Raw genomic sequence first — 19,213 nt, 5'->3', positions numbered from 1 at the left:
GGATCGGTCGGTGGCCTGCTGATCCTGTGCGCCCTGGACGCAGGACAATGGCGTCGGGCCGAGCAGGCGGGCGTTACCTGGCGCTGCATGCGCCGCCTGGTGACCGTTGGTGCCGGTACCCGCAAGGCGCATGAGGACAGTTCTACTGTTTTGCCGCGCGCCCCACGCCGTGGTCATCGTTCGGAAGCGGGTCGTCCCGTCCTTGCGGGTTGTGAGGCGTCGGTGAGGTCGGCGCCGTGCGCGGCGTCGCGCTCGGAGTTGTGGACGCCGTGCCAGTCCAGGCACATGACGGTCGCGTCGTCGTCGAGGTGGCCGTGGCCGGCGTCGACGATCGCTTTGATGAGGCTGCGGGCGGCTTCGCGGGGGTGCAGGGCGCGCGTGTGGATGATCAGGTCCGACAGGTCGAGGTGCTCGGCGTTGCGTTCCAGCATGCCGTCCGTCAACATCACCAGCCGGTCACCCGGCCGCAGGTTCAGCGTCTGCACCCGGTAGGCGTTGGCCTGCGCCGCCTGGGCGTTGAGGCCGAAGGGGAGATCGACTTTCGGAACGACCTCTTGGACCTTTCCGTCGCGCATGCGCAGGGGCCAGGGGTGCCCGGCATTGACGAATTCCGTCCTGCCGTCGATCAGACTGATGCGCAGCAGTTGGCCGGTGACGTAGCCGCTGCGGCCGTGGTCACGCATGGCCCGGTCGGCCTGGCGGGCCTGTTCGGCGAGGTCGGCACCCTCTCGCCGGGCCCGTCGCAGGGCGCCCACCACGAGGGTGGCGAGCAGGGCGGCGTCGACGTCGTGGCCCATGGCGTCGGTCACCGACAGCTGCACGGTGTCCCGGTCGATCACATAGTCGAAGGTGTCGCCCCCGACGTGGTCGGCGGGTTCCAGGGCTCCGGCGACCGCGAACTGTGCCGCCTCGCACGCCAGGGACGCCGGGAGTAGCCGGTGCTGGATCTCGGCGGCCAGACTCAGGGGCTTGGTGCGTCGGCCCCACTGGTAGACGTCGGTGTGGGATCGGTTGGCGATGACGATGTACGCCAGCGCGTGCGCGGTCTCGCCGATCTCCCGCATCACCTCCGCTCCCGGCGCCTCAGGCAGGAACAGCTCCAGGAGCCCGATCGCGTCCCCGCGGTTGGTCACCGGTGCGACGACCCGCACCAGCCGGCTCTCCCCCCGGTGCTCCACCTGCGCTTGCTGGCTGCGGATCACGTCGTCGTACAGGGTGCCGCGCAGCGGGATGCGCCGGGCCGGCGCGCCGGTCTCGACGCTGTCCGCGGCCCCCAGCCGTACGACCGAGCTGCCGGTGAAATCTGTGATCAGGAATGACACCGACGCCGCCCGGAGGTGGTCCTTGAGCATCCGGGCGACCACGTCGAGCGACTCCACGGGCGCAGCGGCCTCCGCCGCCTCCAACGCTCCCGCCAAGGTCATCGCGCTCTCTCGCCGGCTCCCGCCCGCGAGAGGGCGAGAGGCCCCATCGTCCGGCTCTCCTGCGCTCACAACGACCCCTTACTGCTCGATGCCGACCCGGAGATCTCGCCCCGATATGCGAAGGTCCGCGCCAGGGCGGCGCCGGACAGGCCCATTGCACCACGCGGATCCGAGGACCCGGCGGTTTCGGCCGGGCCCGTGGGACTTTCTTGGACCATCCGCCGCACTGGCTGCCCCGCTCCCCGTGCACCCCGCTTGGCGTGTGCCATTCGGGTCGTTCTCCTTGGTGGCAGGGTGTGTGGGCATGTAGCGTTTGAGTCAGCTGTCGTAATTCGGAAGTTCCCTTTGCCCACGCTTTTGGCGTGGGTTTTTTGCTGTGCTGTGCGTGCCGCAGGAACCAGGGCGATCACCTCCGCCTTCCGCAGGGTGTGGGAGGCGTTCATCGACTGGAAGGCATGGATATGGCTACGGGAACTGTGAAGTGGTTCAACGCGGAGAAGGGCTTCGGCTTCATCGCCCTGGACGGTGGCGGCCCGGACGTCTTCGCCCACTACTCCGCGATCAACTCCTCGGGGTTCCGCGAGCTCCAGGAGGGCCAGGTCGTCACGTTCGACGTCACCCAGGGCCAGAAGGGCCCCCAGGCCGAGAACGTCACCCCGGCCCAACCCCCTTCCGATTTGCTCCCGGGGTGCCCAGAGCACCCAGGGCGCAGCGGCCTGAGCAGTTACTGACTTTGAAAACGGGTTGTCGCAGGGGATGACGACCGATGACCGTCGCGGTATGCCGGGTGTACGAGGTATCCGCGGGGTGGGGGTCTGACCGCGGAACGGCAAGCGTTCCGCGAGCGGGTCCGGATGGAAGCGGTCGCAATGTTGGCCGAGGGCTGAAGCGGTACGAGGCCGAGCAGGATTGGCTCACCACCGTCTCCCTCCCGGCATACGCACCTGACCTCAACCCCGTTGAGGCCGTCTGGTCACTCACGCGCCGAGCGATGACCAACACCGCTTTCGACACCCCTGACGACCTTGACCGCACACTCCGTCGCGAGATAGGCAGAATCCAACTCCGCCCCCACCTCATCGACGGCTTCCTCGCGGCCACCGGTCTGGCCATCAACCCACCGACCCTGTCCTGAAATCTTCAGTCGCGGTCGGGCAAGCCCATGGGCGCCCTGCCCCAGGCCCTGCGGTGTCCCCTGTGATGTCCAAAGAATCGGGTCCAACACCTCTTACCGGAACCGTCTTCGAGCAGATGCTGTCCGGTTCCGGACCGCCGCAGGGGGCGATGGACGGAAACGTCCAAGGCCCATTCGGTCCACCCGGAAGCTCTTCCCACGCCCCTGACCATCGGTGAAAGTAGTGATCGCCGGCAGGGAACACCGAATGGCAGGCAAGTGCCGAGAACGCGTCACCGTGGGATGCGGACCGGTTCGGGCCACCCGAACGCTCCGACTCAGCAAAGGACCCCTATCGTGATCCGCACAGGTTTCGCCCTGGCCGCCGCGGTCGCCTCTCTCGCTCTGATCGCCCCCGCCGCCATGGCCGCAGACTCTGCCGCCGGCGCGGCCACCGTGAACTTCACTGCGGCCGCCATGGGCGAGAAGTCGGTCGTCCCCACCCCCGACGACATGATCTGCCAGTAGGCCCCTCACGGGCGTGGGCCCTTCCCGGGCCCCGCAAGCCCCCTCCCGGGTCCCCGGCCCGACTCGGCTCCATTCGGCCCCACCTCTTATTCCGCCCCGGTTCACCCCTGACCGCTGCTCCCGCAGGGCAGCAGTCACACGAACTGCGCGGGCCCCACGCACTTCTCCCCAGCAGCACCGACCCTAGGATCTGTCATGTCCCTGTCTCTTCGTACCCGCCGCAACCTCTCCGCCGCCGGTGTCACCCTCGCCGCCATGGGCTACGCCCTCACTATTGCCGCCGCCCCCGCCTTCGCCGACACCACCACACAGGCCGCCTCCCTGGCCCGGGCACAGGTCGGCGACAACGCCTGCTCGACCAACAGCCTGGGTGGCAGAGGCTTCCTGACGAGCTGCAACACCTCCACCGGTCACGAGGCGGAACCCTGGTGCGCGGACTTCGTGAAGTGGGTCTGGAAGAACTCGGGCTTCAACGTCAACGGGACGGACGCACGGGCAGCCTCGTTCTACTCCTACGGCCAGTCGAACGGCACCCTGCACACCTCGTCCTCGTACCAACCCCAGGTCGGAGACGCCGTGGTCTTCGAGTACTCGAACAGCTGGGCCCAGCACGTCGCCATGGTCACCGCCGTCAACTCGGACGGCTCGATCATGACCACCCACGGCAACTGGAGCGACAAAGTCGCCGACGTCGCGGTGAGCGCCTCGCAGAAGCAGGTGGGTGACACACCCAGCTCCATCGGCCAGCGCATCAGCGCCTACGTCACACCGCTCGGCGCGACCCCGACCTCATACAGCAAGGGCGACCGCGACTTCACCGGTGACCTCAACGACGACCTGCTGGGCGTGAGCGCGAGCGACGACAAGCTGCGCATGTACGCCGGCAACGGCGACGGCGAATTCGCCTCGCACGAGGTCGGCGCCGGCTGGGGCGGCATGGACAAGATCAGGGCGGCCGACTTCAACAACGACGGCGACGGCGACCTGGTCGCCCGGAACGCCTCGACCGGCGACCTGTACCTCTACCTCGGCAACGGCAACGGCGGCTTCAAGAGCACCACGAAGATCGGCAACGGCTGGAACAGCATGTCCGACTTCGTGGCCGGTGACTTCACCGGTGACGGCAAGGCCGACATCGTCGGCGTCCGCAAGGACGATGCGACCCTCCAGCTCTACACCGGCACGGGCACGGACGTGACCTACACCAAGCAGATCGGGCAGGGCTGGGGCGGCATGTCCAAGCTGGCCGCCGGTGACTTCAACGGCGACGGCCGCGCCGACCTGGTCGCCATGGTCAACTCCACCGCCGACCTGAACCTCTACGTCGGCACCAGCACCGGCGTCGCCCCCGCCATCCAGATCGGCCAGAACTGGTCCGGCATCGACAAGATCACCCTCGCGGACATCGACAGCGACGGCCGCGCCGACGTGGTCGGCACGGTCGCGAGCACCGGCGACCTGTACCTCTACAAGAGCCAGAGCAACAGCCTCAAGGTGGGCGTGAAGGTCGGCCAGGGCTGGGGCGGCATGAGCCACCTCATCTAACCGGCATGCGGCCGGGGGCCGGGCCCGTCCTTTCGGAACGGGCCCCGCCCCCGGCCTTCCCCACCACTGCTTCTCCCTCCTCACTCCACTCCTTCCCCCCTGCCGCGTCGTACGAGATGAAGGTCCGCCTCGCCATGTCCCAACACGCCCTGCGCCGTTCCGCCCTGACGCTCCTGGCCGCCTCCGCCCTCAGCGTCCTGATCCCCCTGGCCGCCGCGGCCCCCGCCTCCGCTGCGTCCGTCGCCACCTGGGACAAGGTCGCCCAGTGCGAGAGCAGCGGCAACTGGTCCATCAACACCGGCAACGGCTACTACGGCGGACTGCAGTTCTCGAAGTCCACCTGGGACGCCTACGGCGGCGGCGCGTACGCCACGTACCCCCACCAAGCCTCCAAGACGGAGCAGATACTCATCGGCGAGAAGGTCCTCGCCGGTCAGGGTGAAGGCGCCTGGCCCACCTGCGGCCCTGCCGCCGGTCTCGGCTCCGACGGCCGGGATCCGTACCCGACGCAGCCCGCTGTTCAGCGCGACCACGACTTCACCAGCGACGGCAATGACGACCTGCTGGGCGTGAGCGCGAGCGACGACAAGCTGCGCATGTACGCCGGCAACGGCGCGGGTCAGTTCACCTCCCGCGAGGTCGGCGCCGGCTGGGGCGCCATGGACAAGGTCAAGGCGGCCGACTTCAACAACGACGGCGACAGCGACTTGATCGCCCGCGACGCCTCGACCGGCGACCTGTACCTCTACCTGGGCAACGGCGGTGGCGGCTTCAAGTCCACCACCAGGATCGGCACCGGCTGGAACGCCATGTCCGACTTCGTGGCCGGTGACTTCACCGGTGACGGCAAGGCCGACATCGTCGGCGTCCGCAAGGACGACGCCACCCTGCGCCTCTACTCGGGAACCGGCACGGACGTCACCTACACCAAGCAGATCGGGCAGGGCTGGGGCGGCATGTCCAAGCTGGCCGCCGGTGACTTCAACGGCGACGGCCGCGCCGACCTGGTCGCCGTGGTCAACTCCACCGCCGACCTGAACCTCTACGTCGGCACCAGCACCGGCGTCGCCCCCGCCATCCAGATCGGCCAGAACTGGTCCGGCATCGACAAGATCACCCTCGCAGACATCAACAGCGACGGCCGCACCGACGTGGTCGCCACCATGGCCTCCACCGGCGACCTTTACCACTACGCCAGCATGAGCAACAGCCTCAAGGCCGGCGTCAAGATCGGCCAGGGCTGGGGCGGCATGAGCCACCTCATCTGACCAGACACACCCCGACGCACGTGAGCCGCCCGGCAGCCGGGCGGCTTCGCACCGTCCCCCGCCGACCCGGACGGTCAGCCGGCCTGCTGCTGCCTGCGGCACTCCGGCACCGGGAGCCGACCCCCCAGTCCTCCAGCTCGCGTGCCAAGGGTGGTGTGCGTACCTGCCAGTGGGCGGAGGGCCGGGATCCGGGTCGTTGCGGGTCGTGGTTGCAGGCCTTCAGCAGTGACCGGGCTGGGATGTGGCCTTGGGGGATCGGTCTTCCCGGGGCCCGTGCACCGAGGTCTGCCGGTCAGTAGGTGAAGGCGAGTCCGTGGGTAGCGGCGATCTGGCCGGGTGCCCAACCGAAGTGGAGGTTGACCGGATTGCCGTCCACGTGACGGATCTTGAGGACGGTACGGATCCGGGTGCAGCCTCCGAGCTGTGCCTTTGTCAGGTGCAGGACGTTGGTGGCGCTCTGGTGGTGCTTGGCGTCGGAGATGTTCCATTTGCCGATGCCGCCCTTGATTGGGCCGCCGCACTTTGTGCCGTCGGGGTTCTGTGGCTGGGCCTCGACCCAGGATTCGGTTTGGGTGCCGGTGTACGTGCTGGAACCTTCCCCGCCGCAGATGGGGGAGTTGGCCACGCATGTCGTCAGTGCGGCGTCCTGGACGACGGTGATGTCGTCGCCCTCGCCGGGGGTGTAGGTGTAACCGAGGGTGGTGTGTGTCGATCCGTGGGCGATGACGGTGCCTTTGGCTTCGCCGAGCTTGGGTAGGGTCCAGCGGGCGGCTGTCGTGTACGGCTGGCGGGCAAGTTGCACTCCGGCGGGAACCGTCATCGTGACCTTGCGCCCACTATGGATGACGGAGGAGTAACTCGTCACCGACAGACGGCAGTCGTAGGTTCCTGCGGTCGGTGCGGTGAAGACCCACCTCAGGTACGGGGCCACTGACTTCTCGTTCGGCGGTACCTGGTTCGTTGCCCAGTACGCCCCGGCTTCGGTGTCTGCCGGCACTTCCTGGCCATTGGACTGCCGGCAGCGCACAGCCGCGGTGGAGCCGATGTTGTCTCCCGCCCTGAGAGTGGCGTCACCGGCGATGGTGAGGTTGCGGGACCACAGGTACGACTTCTCGCCCGCCGCAGCGGAAAACACCACGTTCGTGCCGGGGATGTCCTTGTACCCCGTTGCTGTCCGTGTCACCTGGTACTCGAAAGCCGGTGAGACTGCCCAGGCCTCCGGTGCCAGTGTGAGTGCGCTCGTGCCCCATAACGTGAGTGTTGCAACCGCGAGCCGAAGGATCGCCTTGATCTGCATGATGTTCCCCTGTGCTGCTGGTTGTGACTGGTTATCGGGCGGCGTAGAGCAACTTTTCCGGATGCCGCGGGCCACCGCACGGGAAACAAAGAGTCCGGGACGCGACTGCCGACACATGGAAGGCGCCCTACCACCCGTTACCGGCAGTGGGACATCTTAAGAGCCCATAACACGATCTTGTGACCTCAGATTCTGCATAGCTGACACATGGCTGCCTGCTCGCTCGCGATACTCGGACCATGGATAGCTACGAGGGCACCGCGACGCTTGAATGGTGGGCCAATCGCTCGACGTGTCTGGGCAGGCTCCGTGTGCAGGTCGCGGTCCGTGCCACCGGAGACAACCGGACATCCGAGGCGACCCTCGAATCTCTTCTGGCCGCGGAGGACAGGGAGAGCTTCGACTTCCTGATGCAGCTCGATCCGTACTTCACCTTGCGCTTTGACGACGCGAGCACACTACTGGTCAAGGTCGTCGAAGCAGGGGTCGAGGGACGGCTCGTCTTCACCGCAGTCGAGGCGGACACTGCAGAGCCGACCGGAACCGGGCACGTACCGCACCAGTAGCCCCAGGGCTTTGCGAGGTGCTGAGCAGCTGACCTTGTGGAACAGGACCGCCCACCTGTGGCCGGGCGCGTCCCTCGGGCTGAAGGTCCTGCCCTTGCAGGCGATGCAACAGCGACATGGACATCGTCACCCGTACCCTCGGCCTGCCCCAGGACGTCACAGTGAACGCCGTCGCACGCGACAAGGACTCCGCCGCGATCGACGCTGCCTTCGGCTTCGACGGTGCGGCGGCGCGCAACTCGATCTCCTCCCTGATGCCCACGGCATGGGGGGCGCGGGGTGGCTACACCGCCACGTTCGAGCACGGGGTGCTGGACGCCACGTCCACGATGGGCTTCGACGGCAAACAGACCGGCACCGTCACCGCCTACACCGCCGAGGGCAGCGGGAGCTGGATCTGCCGCCGGCCGACCAGTACACCGCGATGATCGACCACGTCCTGGCCGTGCTGCGCGGCGACGCCGAGAACCAGATCGGGCCCGACAGCGTGCTGGACACCCTCCGGCTCACCCTCGACATCGACCAGCGGGCCAACAACCCGCTCTGAGCACCCCTATGCCCACCGGGGGGGCTCCGTGACGGGTCGGCCCCCGCTGAACTCAGGAACCGGCCATGAGCAGTGTGTCCTCGCATGGGCCTACCGGCCCGCCGATGACGGCGAGCCTGATGCAGGTCCGTTGAGACGGGAACGCCGAGATCAAGGCGGAGGAGGAGCGGCACGGGCCATGAGGGAGCGTACGGATCGGTTCGAAACAACTGGGGGACAGGTGCGTGTAGGGGTGTATGTGGCCCATCCGCGGTTGGGAAGCTTCAACCACGCGATATTCGATGCCGTCGTGGCGGAGCTGCGCGGACAGGGAGCCGTAGTGTCGGCGCACGACTTATACGCCGACGGTTTCGCACCGCTGCTGACCGCGGCCGAAACAGGCACGGTCGAGTCGGCGGAGCACACTCACGAGGAACAGGTGGCGCTCCACCGCGCTTTGGTGGCCACCTTGGACGCCCTGGTGTTCATCCATCCGAACTGGTGGGGGATGTCACCCGCAGTTCTCGCGGGTTGGGTGCAACGGGTGCTTGTGCCGGGTGTGGCCTACAAGCTCGGGGTCGCGGAAGGCGAACCCGCCGGGCTGTTGCGTGCGGGGAAGGCACTCGTGCTGAATACCTCCGACACTCCCGCCGCACGCGAGGAAAGCGAGTTCGGAGACCCGCTCCAACACATCTGGTCGGCATGTGTCCTGCCGTACGTCGGCGTCGGCGACGTACGACGCACGGTGTTTCGAACCGTTGGCGACTCGACCGAGCGAGAGCGCGCCTCCTGGCTGGAGCAAGCGCGCCGCCAAGCAGCCGCACTCCTGGCGTGAGAACAGGACCAGGCCACCCGAGGCCGGCCGGCTCTTCGCTGCCGCGAACCCCCGGCCTCGGGGGCGGGGGCTTGGCGGCGGCCGCTCGCTCTACGTCACATCCCGCCGTCCGAAAGCCGGTCAGTCCTCCGGCACCTGGCGACCCGCAGGCCCCAGATGTCCTGCTGCACTGGCGGCCGGGGCCACCGCGAAGCTCCGCGCGGTGTACAGCCGCACCCCAAGGCTTGTCCCGTTCAAGGCTGCGAGCTGGGAGGTCCGTCGGCGGTACTGTCGGCCGATGGATTCTGAGAAGTCGAACGAGTGCCTGCTTCACGGCGCTGGGGTGGGCGGGCAGAGCTTGGTGGGGCGGCGGCTTGCACAGGCCGTCGGGTCGTGGCACGTGTACGGCAGTGATGACCCCGTCGGCCCGTTGGATGTGTGGCTGATCGATGATCGGGGTGCCAGTATTCACATCACGACTGGATCGGATTGGTGTCTGATCGTTGAGGTGTCGGAGCCGCACGCCGGCTACGACATGGGCGTCTCGGGGCTGATCACAGTGGGAGCGATCGGCGAGGAGACGCCGTTCGCAGACCACCTCGGGGAGAGCGTTCTGGCGGTGCGAGAGGACCACGAACCGAACACCGGGCGCATGGCCCTGGAGATCTCCTTCCCCACGGGTCGGGTCCGGTGTGAAAGCTGGGCTGGGGACCTCCGCCTGACCGGGGTGTGATGATCTCGGTGTGGCTGGTGTGATCACGGCGTCGGAGCCGTCTTGGATAGCCCGTTCAGCGGGCTGAGCCCGCGCTGTTTCGGGAAGCTGGTGACCGTGTTGCGGCGCGAGGGTGCGGACGCGGTCCGCAAGGCCCGGCCGTGGAGCCTTCCCCTGGAGGACCGGGCCCTACTGGTTGCGGCGTACTGGCGAACGCACTTGACGATGGGCCGGCTTGCCCCGCTGTTCGGGGTCTCGAAGTCGGCCGCGGACCGCATCATGGACCACCTCGGGCCAACGCTCGCTCTGCAGCCCCGCAAGCGGTTCGCTTGGGTACGGCTTGCGTTCACTCACCCCTCCACCCCAACAGACCACCGGCTGCGGACCAGCGAATTCCGCCCCTACCCACACCATCAGGCGACGACAGAAACACTCGAACACTCACGCACCGCCCTCTCACCCCCGCGCACGCCAGCCGACGCGGCGTGGCGGTGGCTTCCTTCGGCGGAAAACTCCACGCCGTCCACCCGTCCCCCGACGGCGACCACCTACGCCACAGCTCCTTCGACGGCACCAGGCAGGACACGAGCAGCGCGTCTACGTGACGGGATCCGAGGACAACCCCTGCAAGGACATCGCCGCGGACGGACCAACCTCGTTCAACTGCCAGTGGTCCAGCCCCGGCGGGCCGGGCACCTACGAAGTGGTCTTCACCGGCCGCAAGGCCGGCGACGGCTACTGGGTCACCCAACGCAACGGCGCCCGGTATAGCGACATCGAACTCACCCCAGCCCGCGTCCGCATCACCCTGTAGAGGCGATCCCCGGTCATGTCCCTTGTGGTTGTCGGCGTGGTTGTCCTCTGTCTTTGGAGTTGGACCGCTTGCCAACGAAGTTGGACCGGTGACTCAGGGGCTTGGCCTCCGATGTCCCGTCTCAAATGATCGGGGTCGAAGTTGCCGCTGTGGCCTGGGGCGACCAGAACGGTTGAGACACCTGGGTGGTCGAAAATCTCAGTTGATCTGGACTCTGGCCTATGGATACTGGCTGTCGTCTCAGTTTATCTGGTCTGCTTCCGGCATTTCGAGTTGGACCAGTGGAAGAGCTTGCGAGGGTTGACCATGCACGATGACCAAGTGGACGTGACCGCCGAGATCGTTGCGACCTTGATCGGAGAACAGTTCCCTCAGTGGAGCGGCAAGGCGATCCGACGCGTATCGTCGACCGGGACGGTCAACGCCATCTTCCGCATCGGGAACGACCTCTCTGCGCGTTTCCCCCTGCGTCTGGCCGATGCTGCCGAGGCGCTGGCGGTTCTGGAACAGGAAGCCCAGGCGAGCGCGGAGCTGGCACAGGTGTCTCGGTTTCCCGCTCCGGAGCCCGTCGCCTTGGGAAAGCCTGGAGCGGGTTACCCCATGCCGTGGTCGGTCCAGACATGGCTGCCGGGAACGGTCGCCTTTGACGCCGACCCGAGTGGGTCGGACACTTTTGCCGAGGACCTTGCGGCCTTCATCGCCGCCCTGCGAGAGGCCGAGACGAGGGGGCGGCTTTTCAGCGGCGAAAATCGTGGCGGAGTTCTCGCTCACCACGACGACTGGATGGCGAAGTGCTTCGAGGAGAGTAAGGGGCTGCTCGATGTGCCCCGGCTGCGCCAAGTGTGGAGTCGTTTTCGGGAATTGCCGCGCACGGGTGCCGACGTGATGAGTCATGGTGACTTGATTCCCGGCAATGTGCTGGTCGCGGGAGACCGGCTCAGCGGCGTGCTCGACACCGGCGGCTTCGGTCCGGCCGACCCCGCCCTGGATCTGGTGAGTGCCTGGCACCTGTTGGATACAGGCCCGCGGGAAGTGCTCCGGCGGACACTGGTCTGTGACGATCCGGAGTGGGAGCGGGGCAAGGCATGGGCGTTCGAACAGGCGATGGGTGTTGTCTGGTACTACGTCGAGAGCAATCCGACGATGAGCAGAATGGGGCGCCGGACACTCGACCGCATTCTGGAGTCGATGGAGTGATGACAGATCTCCTCAAACAACCTGGCGAACCAGCTCTGCTGAGACGACGAGCGAACCACACACTTGACTCAGTCCGATCTGGAGGACGTCCTGCAGCACGTCTGGGTCTCCGGTCCCGGCAGCCCCAGGCCCGGTGAAGTCCTCACCGGGCCGACCACTGCGCTGACCCGCGAGCAGGCCCAGGCCCTTGCCATCGACCTCGCGCGCCGCAGCACACCCCATGAGCGCGGGTTCTGCACCTTCCAGCCCGTCGTCGACGGCGGCGCCTGTTCCTGGAACCTTGACTGCCACAACTGCGACAAGTTCGTCCTTTTTTTACTGGCGCCGCAAACGCGAACAGTGGCGACTGCTGGCCGGGGGTGCCCCGAACGACGCCACCGCCGACTACCTCCACCGCTACTTCGAGCCCACCGCCCCGCGCCATCGACGGCCTGGAGAAGGCCCTTACCGGCCTTGGTCTCCTCGACGACGTCCACGCCCTGGACCTGCGCAAGCCTCAGGACTACTTCCACCGCGTGTGGTCCACTGGTCGAGCGGGAGCCGGTGAAGGCCAGCGGCGGGCCGGGTGACGTTCGCATCGGTCCGGTCTTCATCGAGGTCGTCACCTTCGTCGAGGATCGGAAGTTTCAGGACTACGAAGGGTTCCGCCAGACCTGCCGGATGCACCTCATCACCGTGGAGGGGGACCGCGACATCCATTGGGAAGGGGACTTTCCTGAACTCGTCAACAGCCACGACTTCGAGATGTGGAAGAGGCGAACCGAGGCGGCAGCCCGGCTGTGCGCGGACTCGGGGGCGGCCGTCGACGCCCTGAGCGGTGCCGGCAGGCGGCTGACGGTCAACCCTGGAGCAGCTCCCCCCGGCACCACCTTGACCGGGGAGGTCGTGGAAAGCGGCCAGGGAAAGCGACTCCTGGGCAGGGTGCAGGGCAAGTGCGCAAAGACGGCTGGAGCGATGGCCGCCACTACGCGGCTGCCGCGTCCTGGCTGGCGCCCAGGCGCTTCAGGAGGCCGCGGGCCTTCACCTCCGCTTCCGCGCTGGGCGCGGTGCCCAGGAGGGAGGCGAACTCGACGCGGGCCTGGGCGGCGCGCTCCTCGACACGCCGGTCTTGGAAGTGGAGGTTGGAGCGGGTTGCCTTTGGCTTTGGTAGTCCTGGCCGAAATGCCGGGCTATTTGATGCGGTTGAGGAAGTCCAGCACTCGATCGGTAGCCTGCGTTGCGGCGTGTTCGTCGTGCGAAGGCAGGCTGCTGTCGGTGAACAGGTGCCTGTCGCCGGGGTAGAGGAACAGTTCGGCATCCGCCGCCGTCGCGACGAGCGCCCGGGCTGCGTCCACATCGCCCTCCCTGGCGAAGAACGGATCCGCGTCCATGCCGTGGACCTGGACCGGGACATCGTCGGGCCAGGCGCCGCCGAACTCCGTGACCGGAACGCATGCCTCCAGCAGCAGCGCACCCTTTGCGCCGGGGCGGGTCTGGGCCAGCTTCTGCGCCGGCAGGACGCCGAGCGAGAACCTTAGGTAGACCAGTTCCGCAGGCAGCCCCTCGGCGGCGGCGGTTCCGCGCGCGATGACTGAGCCGAATTCGGCGTCCTCGGCGTAACCCATGCCCTCCGCGAGGCTGTCGAATACCTGCCCCTCGAACAGGTCCGGGACGTGGACGGTGTGTCCGGCCTGTCGCAGCTGCTCGGCGAACTGACGGACGCCGACGGTCAGCCCGTGCCCGTGGTGGAAAACCAGCACCTCAGCCATGTCACTCCCCTCGTGCTGCGGTGCCCGGGCGGCGCCGCAGCACGAGTATGTCCCGCGCCACTGACATCTGCGGGTCGTAGCCGGACGGGGTCCGATCGTTGAAGCCGGATCGGTGAGGCGGGCTTCGAGATCGGCGACGCGTCGGTCTTGGAAGCGGAGGTTGGAGCGTGCGGCCCTTGAGGCGCTCGTCGAGGGTGCGGTTGTCGGTGGTGAGCTGGCGGATCCGCTGCTTGAGGGTGGTGTTCTCGGTGGTGATCCGCTGGATTGCCTCCTCGGTCCACTCGGCCTGCAAGTCCCGCACTTGGCCGAGGAGTTCGCCGATACGGGTCTGCTGGGCGAGGATCTCGCCGTGGGCTGCCTTGAGGGCCTCCTCCGCGTGCAGGGCACGTTCGCGCCAGGTCGCCTCACGTTCGCTGTCCTGCTCGGTGAGGATCTGGGACCGGCGTTCGCCGCCCTCAGTTATGGCGGTGGCGGCGGCGGCTCTGGCCTCGGGATTGTCGTAGAGGAAGGTTCGGGAGACGTCCGCGCGGCGGGCGACTGCCGCGACGCTGACTTGGGCTTTCTCGCGTCGGAGTCGGGCGATGGCTTCCCGGACCCGTTGGAGGGCGGGTCTCGGTCCTGCGGCGGCGAGCGGCCATGGCAGCGGCGGTGCGGGGTTCGGGAACGGCAGCGGTTTTCATGCGATGTCCTGTTCGGGGTCGTCGCCGTCGGTTGTGCACGTATCGCTGTACTCGCTCTGCTCGTCGGCGCCCGCGTCGGCGAGGTCTGCGGCGAGGAAGGGCATGACGGCAGTGCCAGGCGCCCGGGCGGGTGCCGGGCCGGGCGACGCCGCCGGACCGGCTGGTCGGGTGCGCCTGCGGGTGATGCAGCCGCAGATCACCCAGGTCTGGGCCGACTCCGCCTACGCCGGCCAGCTCGTGAGCTGGTCCGACGACTTCCTGAGGATGACTCTCAGAACCGTCTCCCGCCCCCGCGGCGCGAAGGGCTTCGTCGTTCTGCCCCGGCGCTGGAAAGTCGAACGAACCCTCGGCTGGATCATGAAATGCCGCCGCAACGTCCTGGACTATGAACGGCCTCCGCGGAACTCTGAAACCCACCTGAACTGGGCATTCGTCACACTCATGACTCGGCGCTCGACCCGCAGGGGACCCCGCGCCGACTGGTCGAAGAAGCAGCCCGTAGCGAGCAACTAAACCGGGGGCGGTGGAGACATCTCCGGCGTGTCCACCGCCTCGCCCCCGCTGCCCGGCCCGGAATCGTCCTCTGGGCACTGAAGACCGTCAGGTGGTGGTCATGGAGTGCAGTTGGGCGAACTCGTCGGCGCGCATGCCCATCACCACGGCATCGCGGTGGCGACCGGAGAAGTACACGAGCTCACGCAGTCGGCCCTCCTCTACGAAGCCGAGCCGCCGGTGGAGAGCCAGTGACGCTTCGTTGTGGGCGAAGATCCGCACTTGGCACTTGTGGTACCGGTTCTCATCGAACATGAAGCGAAGCAGCAAGGCCGCAGCTTCTGCCGCGTAGCCCTTACGGCGATGCTCAGCACCGATCGTGACGCCGTACTCGAACCAGCCCGTACGCGTGTCAGCCTGGTGCGAGCCAACGGCCCCAACTATTTCCCCTGTACCGACGGCTTCAACTGCTGGCTGGAAGCGGTCGCCATTGGGCTTGGCAGTCGCCCGTTCATGGCCCAGACGCGGTATCCCTCCGCGGACCGAGGCGGGCTGACCAGGCCCCCCAGGCCCTCCTCGTCTTACGCGAAACGCATGAACGCTGTCGCGTCACCAGGCTCAATACCGGGTAGACGTACACGCTTACCTACCCAAAACGATGTCATCCTGTATTGGATGATTCCGGGCTTCTCAAGTCCAGGCTTTCCAGATGCTCGCTCGGCCTGTGACCTGCGCATTTAGGTTGTCAAACACTCACTGAACTTGCCGTTTAAGGACTCTGATGGGCAGGCAACGGTGCTGGGGCAGCGATCGACGTAGGCCTATCCCCAGCAGCGTCTTACCCACCATCCGTCGTCAGGTGAGGCGAAGGGGTCGGGCCAGGTTTTGGCGATGTAGAGGTCGTCGAGCGGTTTCACCAGACGCCGCAGTTCACGCGCCGCCTGTGGCGGAAGAGCGTGCATGGCCGCTTCCAGAACGCCCCGCTCGTCGGTTGTGCAGAAGGGGTTGCACAAAGGGCAACCGCAACCGCCGGCGAGAGCACCACTGGGGCGGTGGGCTGTTCGCGACCACTGCTGCAAGGCCTGGGCTATCGCCCCAGGCCAGAGCCGATCGTGCTCGAGGCGAGAAACCGCTCCGGCAAGCTTGCCCGAGCCACGCGGCAGCCCAGGTGCTGGTGTTTCATGCGCCTGCCGCCTCGGGTGACGTCCGGAGGCGCGGACTTGGGACGGCCGACTACGCGGCATCGTCCTTTCTGATCTTGTTGTTCACGGGGCCGGCATGCCAGATCCGGGGACGGCTTCGCGCCCAGGATTAGGCGTCGGAACGGGTCGTCTCGCCAGTGCGCCGGGGCTTGGTTCCTTGCTTGTGGTGCGCGGGGCGGGCGTAGGACTCGCCGGTGGCGAGGACTCGTCCGACGTCGGCCTGCCCTGGGTCGGGGCGATGACGCCCGTGAGCCTTTCGCACCAGGGCGGGAACACCGACTCGTTGATCTCGGCGATCGCTTCCGCGTCGGGGCCCGGAAGTGGACTTTTGTACCTGGCACTGCGGCCCTTCCGCACGGGAGACGCGATCCGGTTCCTGCTGGTATGAGCGCGCTTGCCTGCCCTCCGAGGCTTTCTGTCCGGGGTACCGACTCCGCCCGACGACCAGGGCGGGCGACGCGTACGGGTCGACGGCCCGATCCTCGGGCGCGCCTTCGGGCCCGGCGACCTCCTCGAATTTCTGCGTCGCGCCGGCCTCGACCCCGACGACGTCCATCTTGATGGAGGGCTTTTCGAGTGGCGCGGCGGCGGCCCCGCGACGTGAGCCGGGCGTAGGCCTGAACGACTACCCGCAGCAACCTCGGTCCTGTGGTGCGCCGGCTGGACCTGTTCAGCGGGCCGGAGTGGCTGGGGTAGTGCCACGCTGGAAAGAGGGGCTAACGCAGGAGGTGCGATGCGTCCCATCTGGTCCGGGGCGATCAGCTTCGGCCTGGTCACTTCTCTGAACCTTCCCGATGTGTGGTGGACGCGGGCCGAACATCGTTTCGGGGGTCGGCTATCTGCTGTGCGGCGGCGCCTGGGGATGTCGTATGGTGCACAGGTCCCTGCGCCGAGGTGTCGGTGGCGGTGACCGGAGTTCTTGTTCCAATCTGTGTCGATCTTGAGGTGACGTCCTATCAACCAGGCCATGTAGTCGTCCGTGTTCCCCGCGTGCTGTGTTGTCGCACGTGTCCGGGGGCGGACGTCGCGCTGGCCTGAGTTGCGTCACCCATCCCCGCAGTTCTCTGTCCCGGGTGCAGCTCTGCCGTCTGCTCCGGGCTCTGATCTTTTCGGCTGCGGTGCGGCTGTCGGCAGGGCTCTCCGGTTCCTTTGGATCAGGAGTTCCCGTTTTGTCTTCCTCCGCGCTCGACAACGAGCCAGAGCACACCACCACTACCCAGACCTCGGCCCACCCCTCGCCTGGCCCCTCGAAGATGGCCTTGGGGGCCTGGATCGCCCTCCTGGTGCTGCTGACCGCCGAGCTGATGAACATGCTCGACCAGTCGGTCGTCCTGACCGCCCTGCCCGCGATCCAGGAGTCGACCGGTGCCGGACCGGTCGCGGTGCAGTGGCTGACCACCGCCTATTCGCTGCCCGTCGCCGTCGGACTGATCACCGGCGGACGGCTCGGTGACATCTACGGCCGGCGCAGGATCCTCCTCATCGGCACCGTCGTGTTCACCGCCGCCTCGTTGCTGTGCGGCCTGGCCACCGGGCCGGGCGTGCTCATCGGCGCCCGCTTGCTCCAGGGCGTCGGCGTGGCAGTGATGATTCCGCAGGTCCTGGCGACCATGCACGTCACCTTCGAAGGCCACAACCGCAGCAAGGCGTTCGGCCTGTACGGGGCCGTCCTGGCCATCGCCAACGTCCTGGGCCCGGTCCTGGGCGGCGTGCTCACCCAGGCCGACCTGTTCGGGCTGTCCTGGCGGCCGATCTTCCTGATCAATGTGCCCGTCGGGCTGGCCGTACTCCTGCTGGGACGCAAGTTCATCCCCGAATCGACCGTCCGCAAGGCCGACCGGCTCGACCTGGGCGGCATGCTGCTGTCCGGCCTGGCCATCGTCCTGATCCTCTTCCCGCTCACCGAGGGCCACGCCCACGGATGGCCGCTGTGGTGCTTCGCCATGCTCGCCGCCGGCCTCCTTGGCCTCGGTGTCTTCCTGCGCCAGCAGTGGCGCAGGCAGGACAACGCCCCGCTGGTGGCCCTGTCCCTCTTCCGGGTCAGGCAGTTCTCCGGGGGCATGGCCGCGGACCTGATGCACGGGCTGCTGTGCGGCCTGTTCTTCATGACCTGGACGCTGTACCTGCAACGCGGACTCGGCTTGAGCCCGCTTGAGGCAGCAGTGGCCTTCGTACTGCTCTCCGTGGGAGAACTGGGCGGCGCGACCATCGCGGCGAGGACCGGCGGACGTTTCGCCCGCCGTCTGCCGCAGGCCGGAGCCCTCATCGCGACTGCTGCGATGATCGCCTACGGGCTCCAGATCGGCAGCCACCAGGCCGACCTGACCCTGCTGGCGATGACCGTTCCGGTGGTGCTGGTCGGTTTCGGCCTGGGCATGGTCTCCGGCCCGCTCGCCGATTTGTCGCTGGCCAGGGTCCTGCACGAGGACGCCGGCTCGGCCTCGGGCCTGTTCAACACCGCCATTCACCTGGGCATCGCGCTGGGCACCGCGCTGACCGCCGTGGTGTTCTTCGCCATCACCGGCGGGTCGCCCGACGGGGCGGTCAACCGCGACGCGTTCGTCGCCGTGCTGTGGTGGGTCTGCGGCCTCCTCGCCCTGATGTGGGCCCTGATGTTCTGCCTGCCCAAGCGAGCAGACAGCCCGACCGACTGAGCCACATCCCAGGGGCGGCGGCACCCGGCACCGCCGTCCCCGGCCCGCCTGCCCTCCTGAATCACGAGTTCCGCCGTGCCTCCTTCTTCCACGCTCGGCACCGAGCCGCATCACGCCGCACAGCCCCCGGCTCACGGCCTGCCGGGCCGGCTGTGGAAAATGACCGCGCCGCCCGGATCGCCGTCGTGGTACTCCTGGTTGCCGCGCTCATGGACATCCTCGACCGGCGCCGGACCGGCCGCGGCGCAGTGACTGACCTCCGGGTTCTCGCTTACCGTCGCGTCGGACTGATCACCGGCGGACGGCTCGGCGACATACCCGGCCGACGCACGCTCTTCCTCTCAGTGCCGGATCACCCCCAGGGTGCAGGGCGTGGCACCGGCAGGCCGAGCAACACGGGCCTGCCAGCCGTCGCCCCGTCGACCTGCCTGGTCTTGGCTTCGGCCCCGGCGAGGCTGACGCGGAGGCCCTCGATCTCGCCGAGCCATCCTTCGTGCTCGGCTTCGGTGATCCGGTCCAGGAGGTTGTCACGGATCTCCACGAGTCGGCCGCGCTGGGCGGGGTCTGGGCACAGGAGGGAGCAGCGGACGCAGAGTTCTCTGAACTTGGGGCCGGTCTGTCCCGAGCCTCTG

General features: G+C 67.6%; 18 protein-coding genes and 4 pseudogenes. 15 read left to right on the top strand and 7 right to left on the bottom strand.

The window, feature by feature from the left end:
• Positions 1-173 precede the first annotated feature (173 nt).
• Positions 174-1,424, bottom strand: a complete 1,251-nt coding sequence (locus tag ACZ4XJ_RS25045) for a PP2C family protein-serine/threonine phosphatase (protein WP_468497428.1) — start codon at positions 1,422-1,424, stop codon at positions 174-176.
• A 461-nt stretch (positions 1,425-1,885) separates the two neighbouring features.
• Here ACZ4XJ_RS25045 and ACZ4XJ_RS25040 point away from each other — a divergent pair.
• From ACZ4XJ_RS25040 to ACZ4XJ_RS25020, 5 genes and pseudogenes are all read left to right on the top strand, one after another.
• Positions 1,886-2,086: pseudogene (locus ACZ4XJ_RS25040) on the top strand (cold-shock protein); the annotation flags it as partial.
• Positions 2,087-2,301: 215 nt separating this feature from the next.
• Positions 2,302-2,559, top strand: a pseudogene (locus tag ACZ4XJ_RS25035) (transposase); the annotation flags it as partial.
• Between the two features lie 336 nt (positions 2,560-2,895).
• Positions 2,896-3,066 carry a hypothetical protein gene (locus tag ACZ4XJ_RS25030; protein ID WP_468497427.1) on the top strand — a complete coding sequence of 57 codons (171 nt, stop codon included), beginning with the start codon at positions 2,896-2,898 and terminating at the stop codon, positions 3,064-3,066.
• Between the two features lie 195 nt (positions 3,067-3,261).
• A complete protein-coding gene (locus tag ACZ4XJ_RS25025) occupies positions 3,262-4,611 on the top strand; it encodes an FG-GAP-like repeat-containing protein (protein ID WP_362876020.1) in 1,350 nt (449 codons plus the stop codon).
• Between the two features lie 134 nt (positions 4,612-4,745).
• Positions 4,746-5,879, top strand: coding sequence for a transglycosylase family protein (locus tag ACZ4XJ_RS25020; RefSeq protein WP_468497426.1), 1,134 nt, complete (start codon positions 4,746-4,748; stop codon positions 5,877-5,879).
• Positions 5,880-6,171: 292 nt separating this feature from the next.
• Here the strand turns inward: ACZ4XJ_RS25020 and ACZ4XJ_RS25015 are convergent, their stop codons facing one another.
• Positions 6,172-7,176 carry a hypothetical protein gene (locus ACZ4XJ_RS25015; RefSeq protein ID WP_468497425.1) on the bottom strand — a complete coding sequence of 335 codons (1,005 nt, stop codon included), beginning with the start codon at positions 7,174-7,176 and terminating at the stop codon, positions 6,172-6,174.
• Positions 7,177-7,415: 239 nt separating this feature from the next.
• Between ACZ4XJ_RS25015 and ACZ4XJ_RS25010 the strand changes: the two genes are divergently transcribed.
• The 8 genes and pseudogenes from ACZ4XJ_RS25010 (at position 7,416) to ACZ4XJ_RS24975 (ending at position 11,805) form a co-directional block, all read left to right on the top strand.
• Entirely contained in the window at positions 7,416-7,742 is a 327-nt protein-coding gene (locus ACZ4XJ_RS25010; protein WP_468497424.1) for a hypothetical protein, read from the top strand.
• Positions 7,743-7,858: 116 nt separating this feature from the next.
• Positions 7,859-8,170, top strand: a complete 312-nt coding sequence (locus ACZ4XJ_RS25005) for a hypothetical protein (RefSeq protein ID WP_468497423.1) — start codon at positions 7,859-7,861, stop codon at positions 8,168-8,170.
• Positions 8,167-8,289, top strand: a complete 123-nt coding sequence (locus tag ACZ4XJ_RS25000; RefSeq protein WP_468497422.1) for a hypothetical protein — start codon at positions 8,167-8,169, stop codon at positions 8,287-8,289. The genes ACZ4XJ_RS25005 and ACZ4XJ_RS25000 overlap by 4 nt, the downstream gene beginning before the upstream one ends.
• Before the next feature lie 178 nt (positions 8,290-8,467).
• Positions 8,468-9,103, top strand: a complete 636-nt coding sequence (locus ACZ4XJ_RS24995) for an NAD(P)H-dependent oxidoreductase (protein WP_468497421.1) — start codon at positions 8,468-8,470, stop codon at positions 9,101-9,103.
• Positions 9,104-9,380: 277 nt separating this feature from the next.
• Positions 9,381-9,815, top strand: coding sequence for a hypothetical protein (locus ACZ4XJ_RS24990; RefSeq protein WP_468497420.1), 435 nt, complete (start codon positions 9,381-9,383; stop codon positions 9,813-9,815).
• Positions 9,816-9,825: 10 nt separating this feature from the next.
• Positions 9,826-10,125: pseudogene (locus ACZ4XJ_RS24985) on the top strand (helix-turn-helix domain-containing protein); the annotation flags it as partial.
• A gap of 270 nt (positions 10,126-10,395) precedes the next feature.
• The gene (locus tag ACZ4XJ_RS24980) at positions 10,396-10,608 is read left to right on the top strand and encodes a hypothetical protein (RefSeq protein WP_468497549.1); all 213 of its coding nucleotides are present in this window, start codon (positions 10,396-10,398) and stop codon (positions 10,606-10,608) included.
• A gap of 306 nt (positions 10,609-10,914) precedes the next feature.
• On the top strand, positions 10,915-11,805 hold the full coding sequence (locus ACZ4XJ_RS24975) for an aminoglycoside phosphotransferase family protein (protein WP_468497419.1): 891 nt from the start codon (positions 10,915-10,917) through the stop codon (positions 11,803-11,805).
• A 1,169-nt stretch (positions 11,806-12,974) separates the two neighbouring features.
• Here the strand turns inward: ACZ4XJ_RS24975 and ACZ4XJ_RS24970 are convergent.
• From ACZ4XJ_RS24970 to ACZ4XJ_RS24960, 3 genes and pseudogenes are all read right to left on the bottom strand, one after another.
• On the bottom strand, positions 12,975-13,553 hold the full coding sequence (locus ACZ4XJ_RS24970) for a dienelactone hydrolase family protein (protein ID WP_468497418.1): 579 nt from the start codon (positions 13,551-13,553) through the stop codon (positions 12,975-12,977).
• Position 13,554: 1 nt separating this feature from the next.
• A complete protein-coding gene (locus ACZ4XJ_RS24965) occupies positions 13,555-13,854 on the bottom strand; it encodes a hypothetical protein (RefSeq protein WP_362876008.1) in 300 nt (99 codons plus the stop codon).
• Between the two features lie 108 nt (positions 13,855-13,962).
• Positions 13,963-14,136, bottom strand: a pseudogene (locus tag ACZ4XJ_RS24960) (hypothetical protein); the annotation flags it as partial.
• 199 nt (positions 14,137-14,335) lie between these two features.
• On the opposite strand from ACZ4XJ_RS24960, the gene ACZ4XJ_RS24955 reads away from it, so the two are divergent.
• The gene (locus ACZ4XJ_RS24955) at positions 14,336-14,746 is read left to right on the top strand and encodes a transposase (protein ID WP_468497417.1); all 411 of its coding nucleotides are present in this window, start codon (positions 14,336-14,338) and stop codon (positions 14,744-14,746) included.
• A gap of 87 nt (positions 14,747-14,833) precedes the next feature.
• Here ACZ4XJ_RS24955 and ACZ4XJ_RS24950 read toward each other — a convergent pair whose 3' ends face one another.
• Complete coding sequence (locus tag ACZ4XJ_RS24950; protein ID WP_468497544.1) at positions 14,834-15,169, bottom strand: GNAT family N-acetyltransferase; 336 nt, start codon at positions 15,167-15,169, stop codon at positions 14,834-14,836.
• Between the two features lie 1,927 nt (positions 15,170-17,096).
• Here ACZ4XJ_RS24950 and ACZ4XJ_RS24945 point away from each other — a divergent pair.
• Complete coding sequence (locus tag ACZ4XJ_RS24945) at positions 17,097-18,581, top strand: MFS transporter (protein ID WP_468497416.1); 1,485 nt, start codon at positions 17,097-17,099, stop codon at positions 18,579-18,581.
• 352 nt (positions 18,582-18,933) lie between these two features.
• On the opposite strand, the gene ACZ4XJ_RS24940 is transcribed toward ACZ4XJ_RS24945, so the two are convergent.
• Complete coding sequence (locus ACZ4XJ_RS24940) at positions 18,934-19,122, bottom strand: hypothetical protein (RefSeq protein ID WP_468497415.1); 189 nt, start codon at positions 19,120-19,122, stop codon at positions 18,934-18,936.
• Between the last annotated feature and the right edge of the window lie 91 nt (positions 19,123-19,213).

The organism is Streptomyces sp. NPDC029836 (assembly GCF_055574495.1).
The sequence above is the reverse complement of the archived record's forward strand: the minus strand, read 5'-3'. Positions and strand labels throughout refer to the sequence as shown.

What these genes read in the sequence shown, in the direction of transcription:
- ACZ4XJ_RS24975 (WP_468497419.1), top strand. Translation starts at nt 10,915, where the DNA reads ATGCACGATGACCAAGTGGACGTGACCGCCGAGATCGTTGCGACCTTG.
- ACZ4XJ_RS24990 (WP_468497420.1), top strand. Translation starts at nt 9,381, where the DNA reads ATGGATTCTGAGAAGTCGAACGAGTGCCTGCTTCACGGCGCTGGGGTG.
- ACZ4XJ_RS24970 (WP_468497418.1), bottom strand. Translation starts at nt 13,553, where the DNA reads ATGGCTGAGGTGCTGGTTTTCCACCACGGGCACGGGCTGACCGTCGGC.
- ACZ4XJ_RS24995 (WP_468497421.1), top strand. Translation starts at nt 8,468, where the DNA reads ATGAGGGAGCGTACGGATCGGTTCGAAACAACTGGGGGACAGGTGCGT.
- ACZ4XJ_RS25020 (WP_468497426.1), top strand. Translation starts at nt 4,746, where the DNA reads ATGTCCCAACACGCCCTGCGCCGTTCCGCCCTGACGCTCCTGGCCGCC.
- ACZ4XJ_RS25010 (WP_468497424.1), top strand. Translation starts at nt 7,416, where the DNA reads ATGGATAGCTACGAGGGCACCGCGACGCTTGAATGGTGGGCCAATCGC.
- ACZ4XJ_RS25025 (WP_362876020.1), top strand. Translation starts at nt 3,262, where the DNA reads ATGTCCCTGTCTCTTCGTACCCGCCGCAACCTCTCCGCCGCCGGTGTC.
- ACZ4XJ_RS24955 (WP_468497417.1), top strand. Translation starts at nt 14,336, where the DNA reads ATGACGGCAGTGCCAGGCGCCCGGGCGGGTGCCGGGCCGGGCGACGCC.
- ACZ4XJ_RS25005 (WP_468497423.1), top strand. Translation starts at nt 7,859, where the DNA reads ATGGACATCGTCACCCGTACCCTCGGCCTGCCCCAGGACGTCACAGTG.
- ACZ4XJ_RS25000 (WP_468497422.1), top strand. Translation starts at nt 8,167, where the DNA reads ATGATCGACCACGTCCTGGCCGTGCTGCGCGGCGACGCCGAGAACCAG.
- ACZ4XJ_RS25015 (WP_468497425.1), bottom strand. Translation starts at nt 7,176, where the DNA reads ATGCAGATCAAGGCGATCCTTCGGCTCGCGGTTGCAACACTCACGTTA.
- ACZ4XJ_RS25045 (WP_468497428.1), bottom strand. Translation starts at nt 1,424, where the DNA reads ATGACCTTGGCGGGAGCGTTGGAGGCGGCGGAGGCCGCTGCGCCCGTG.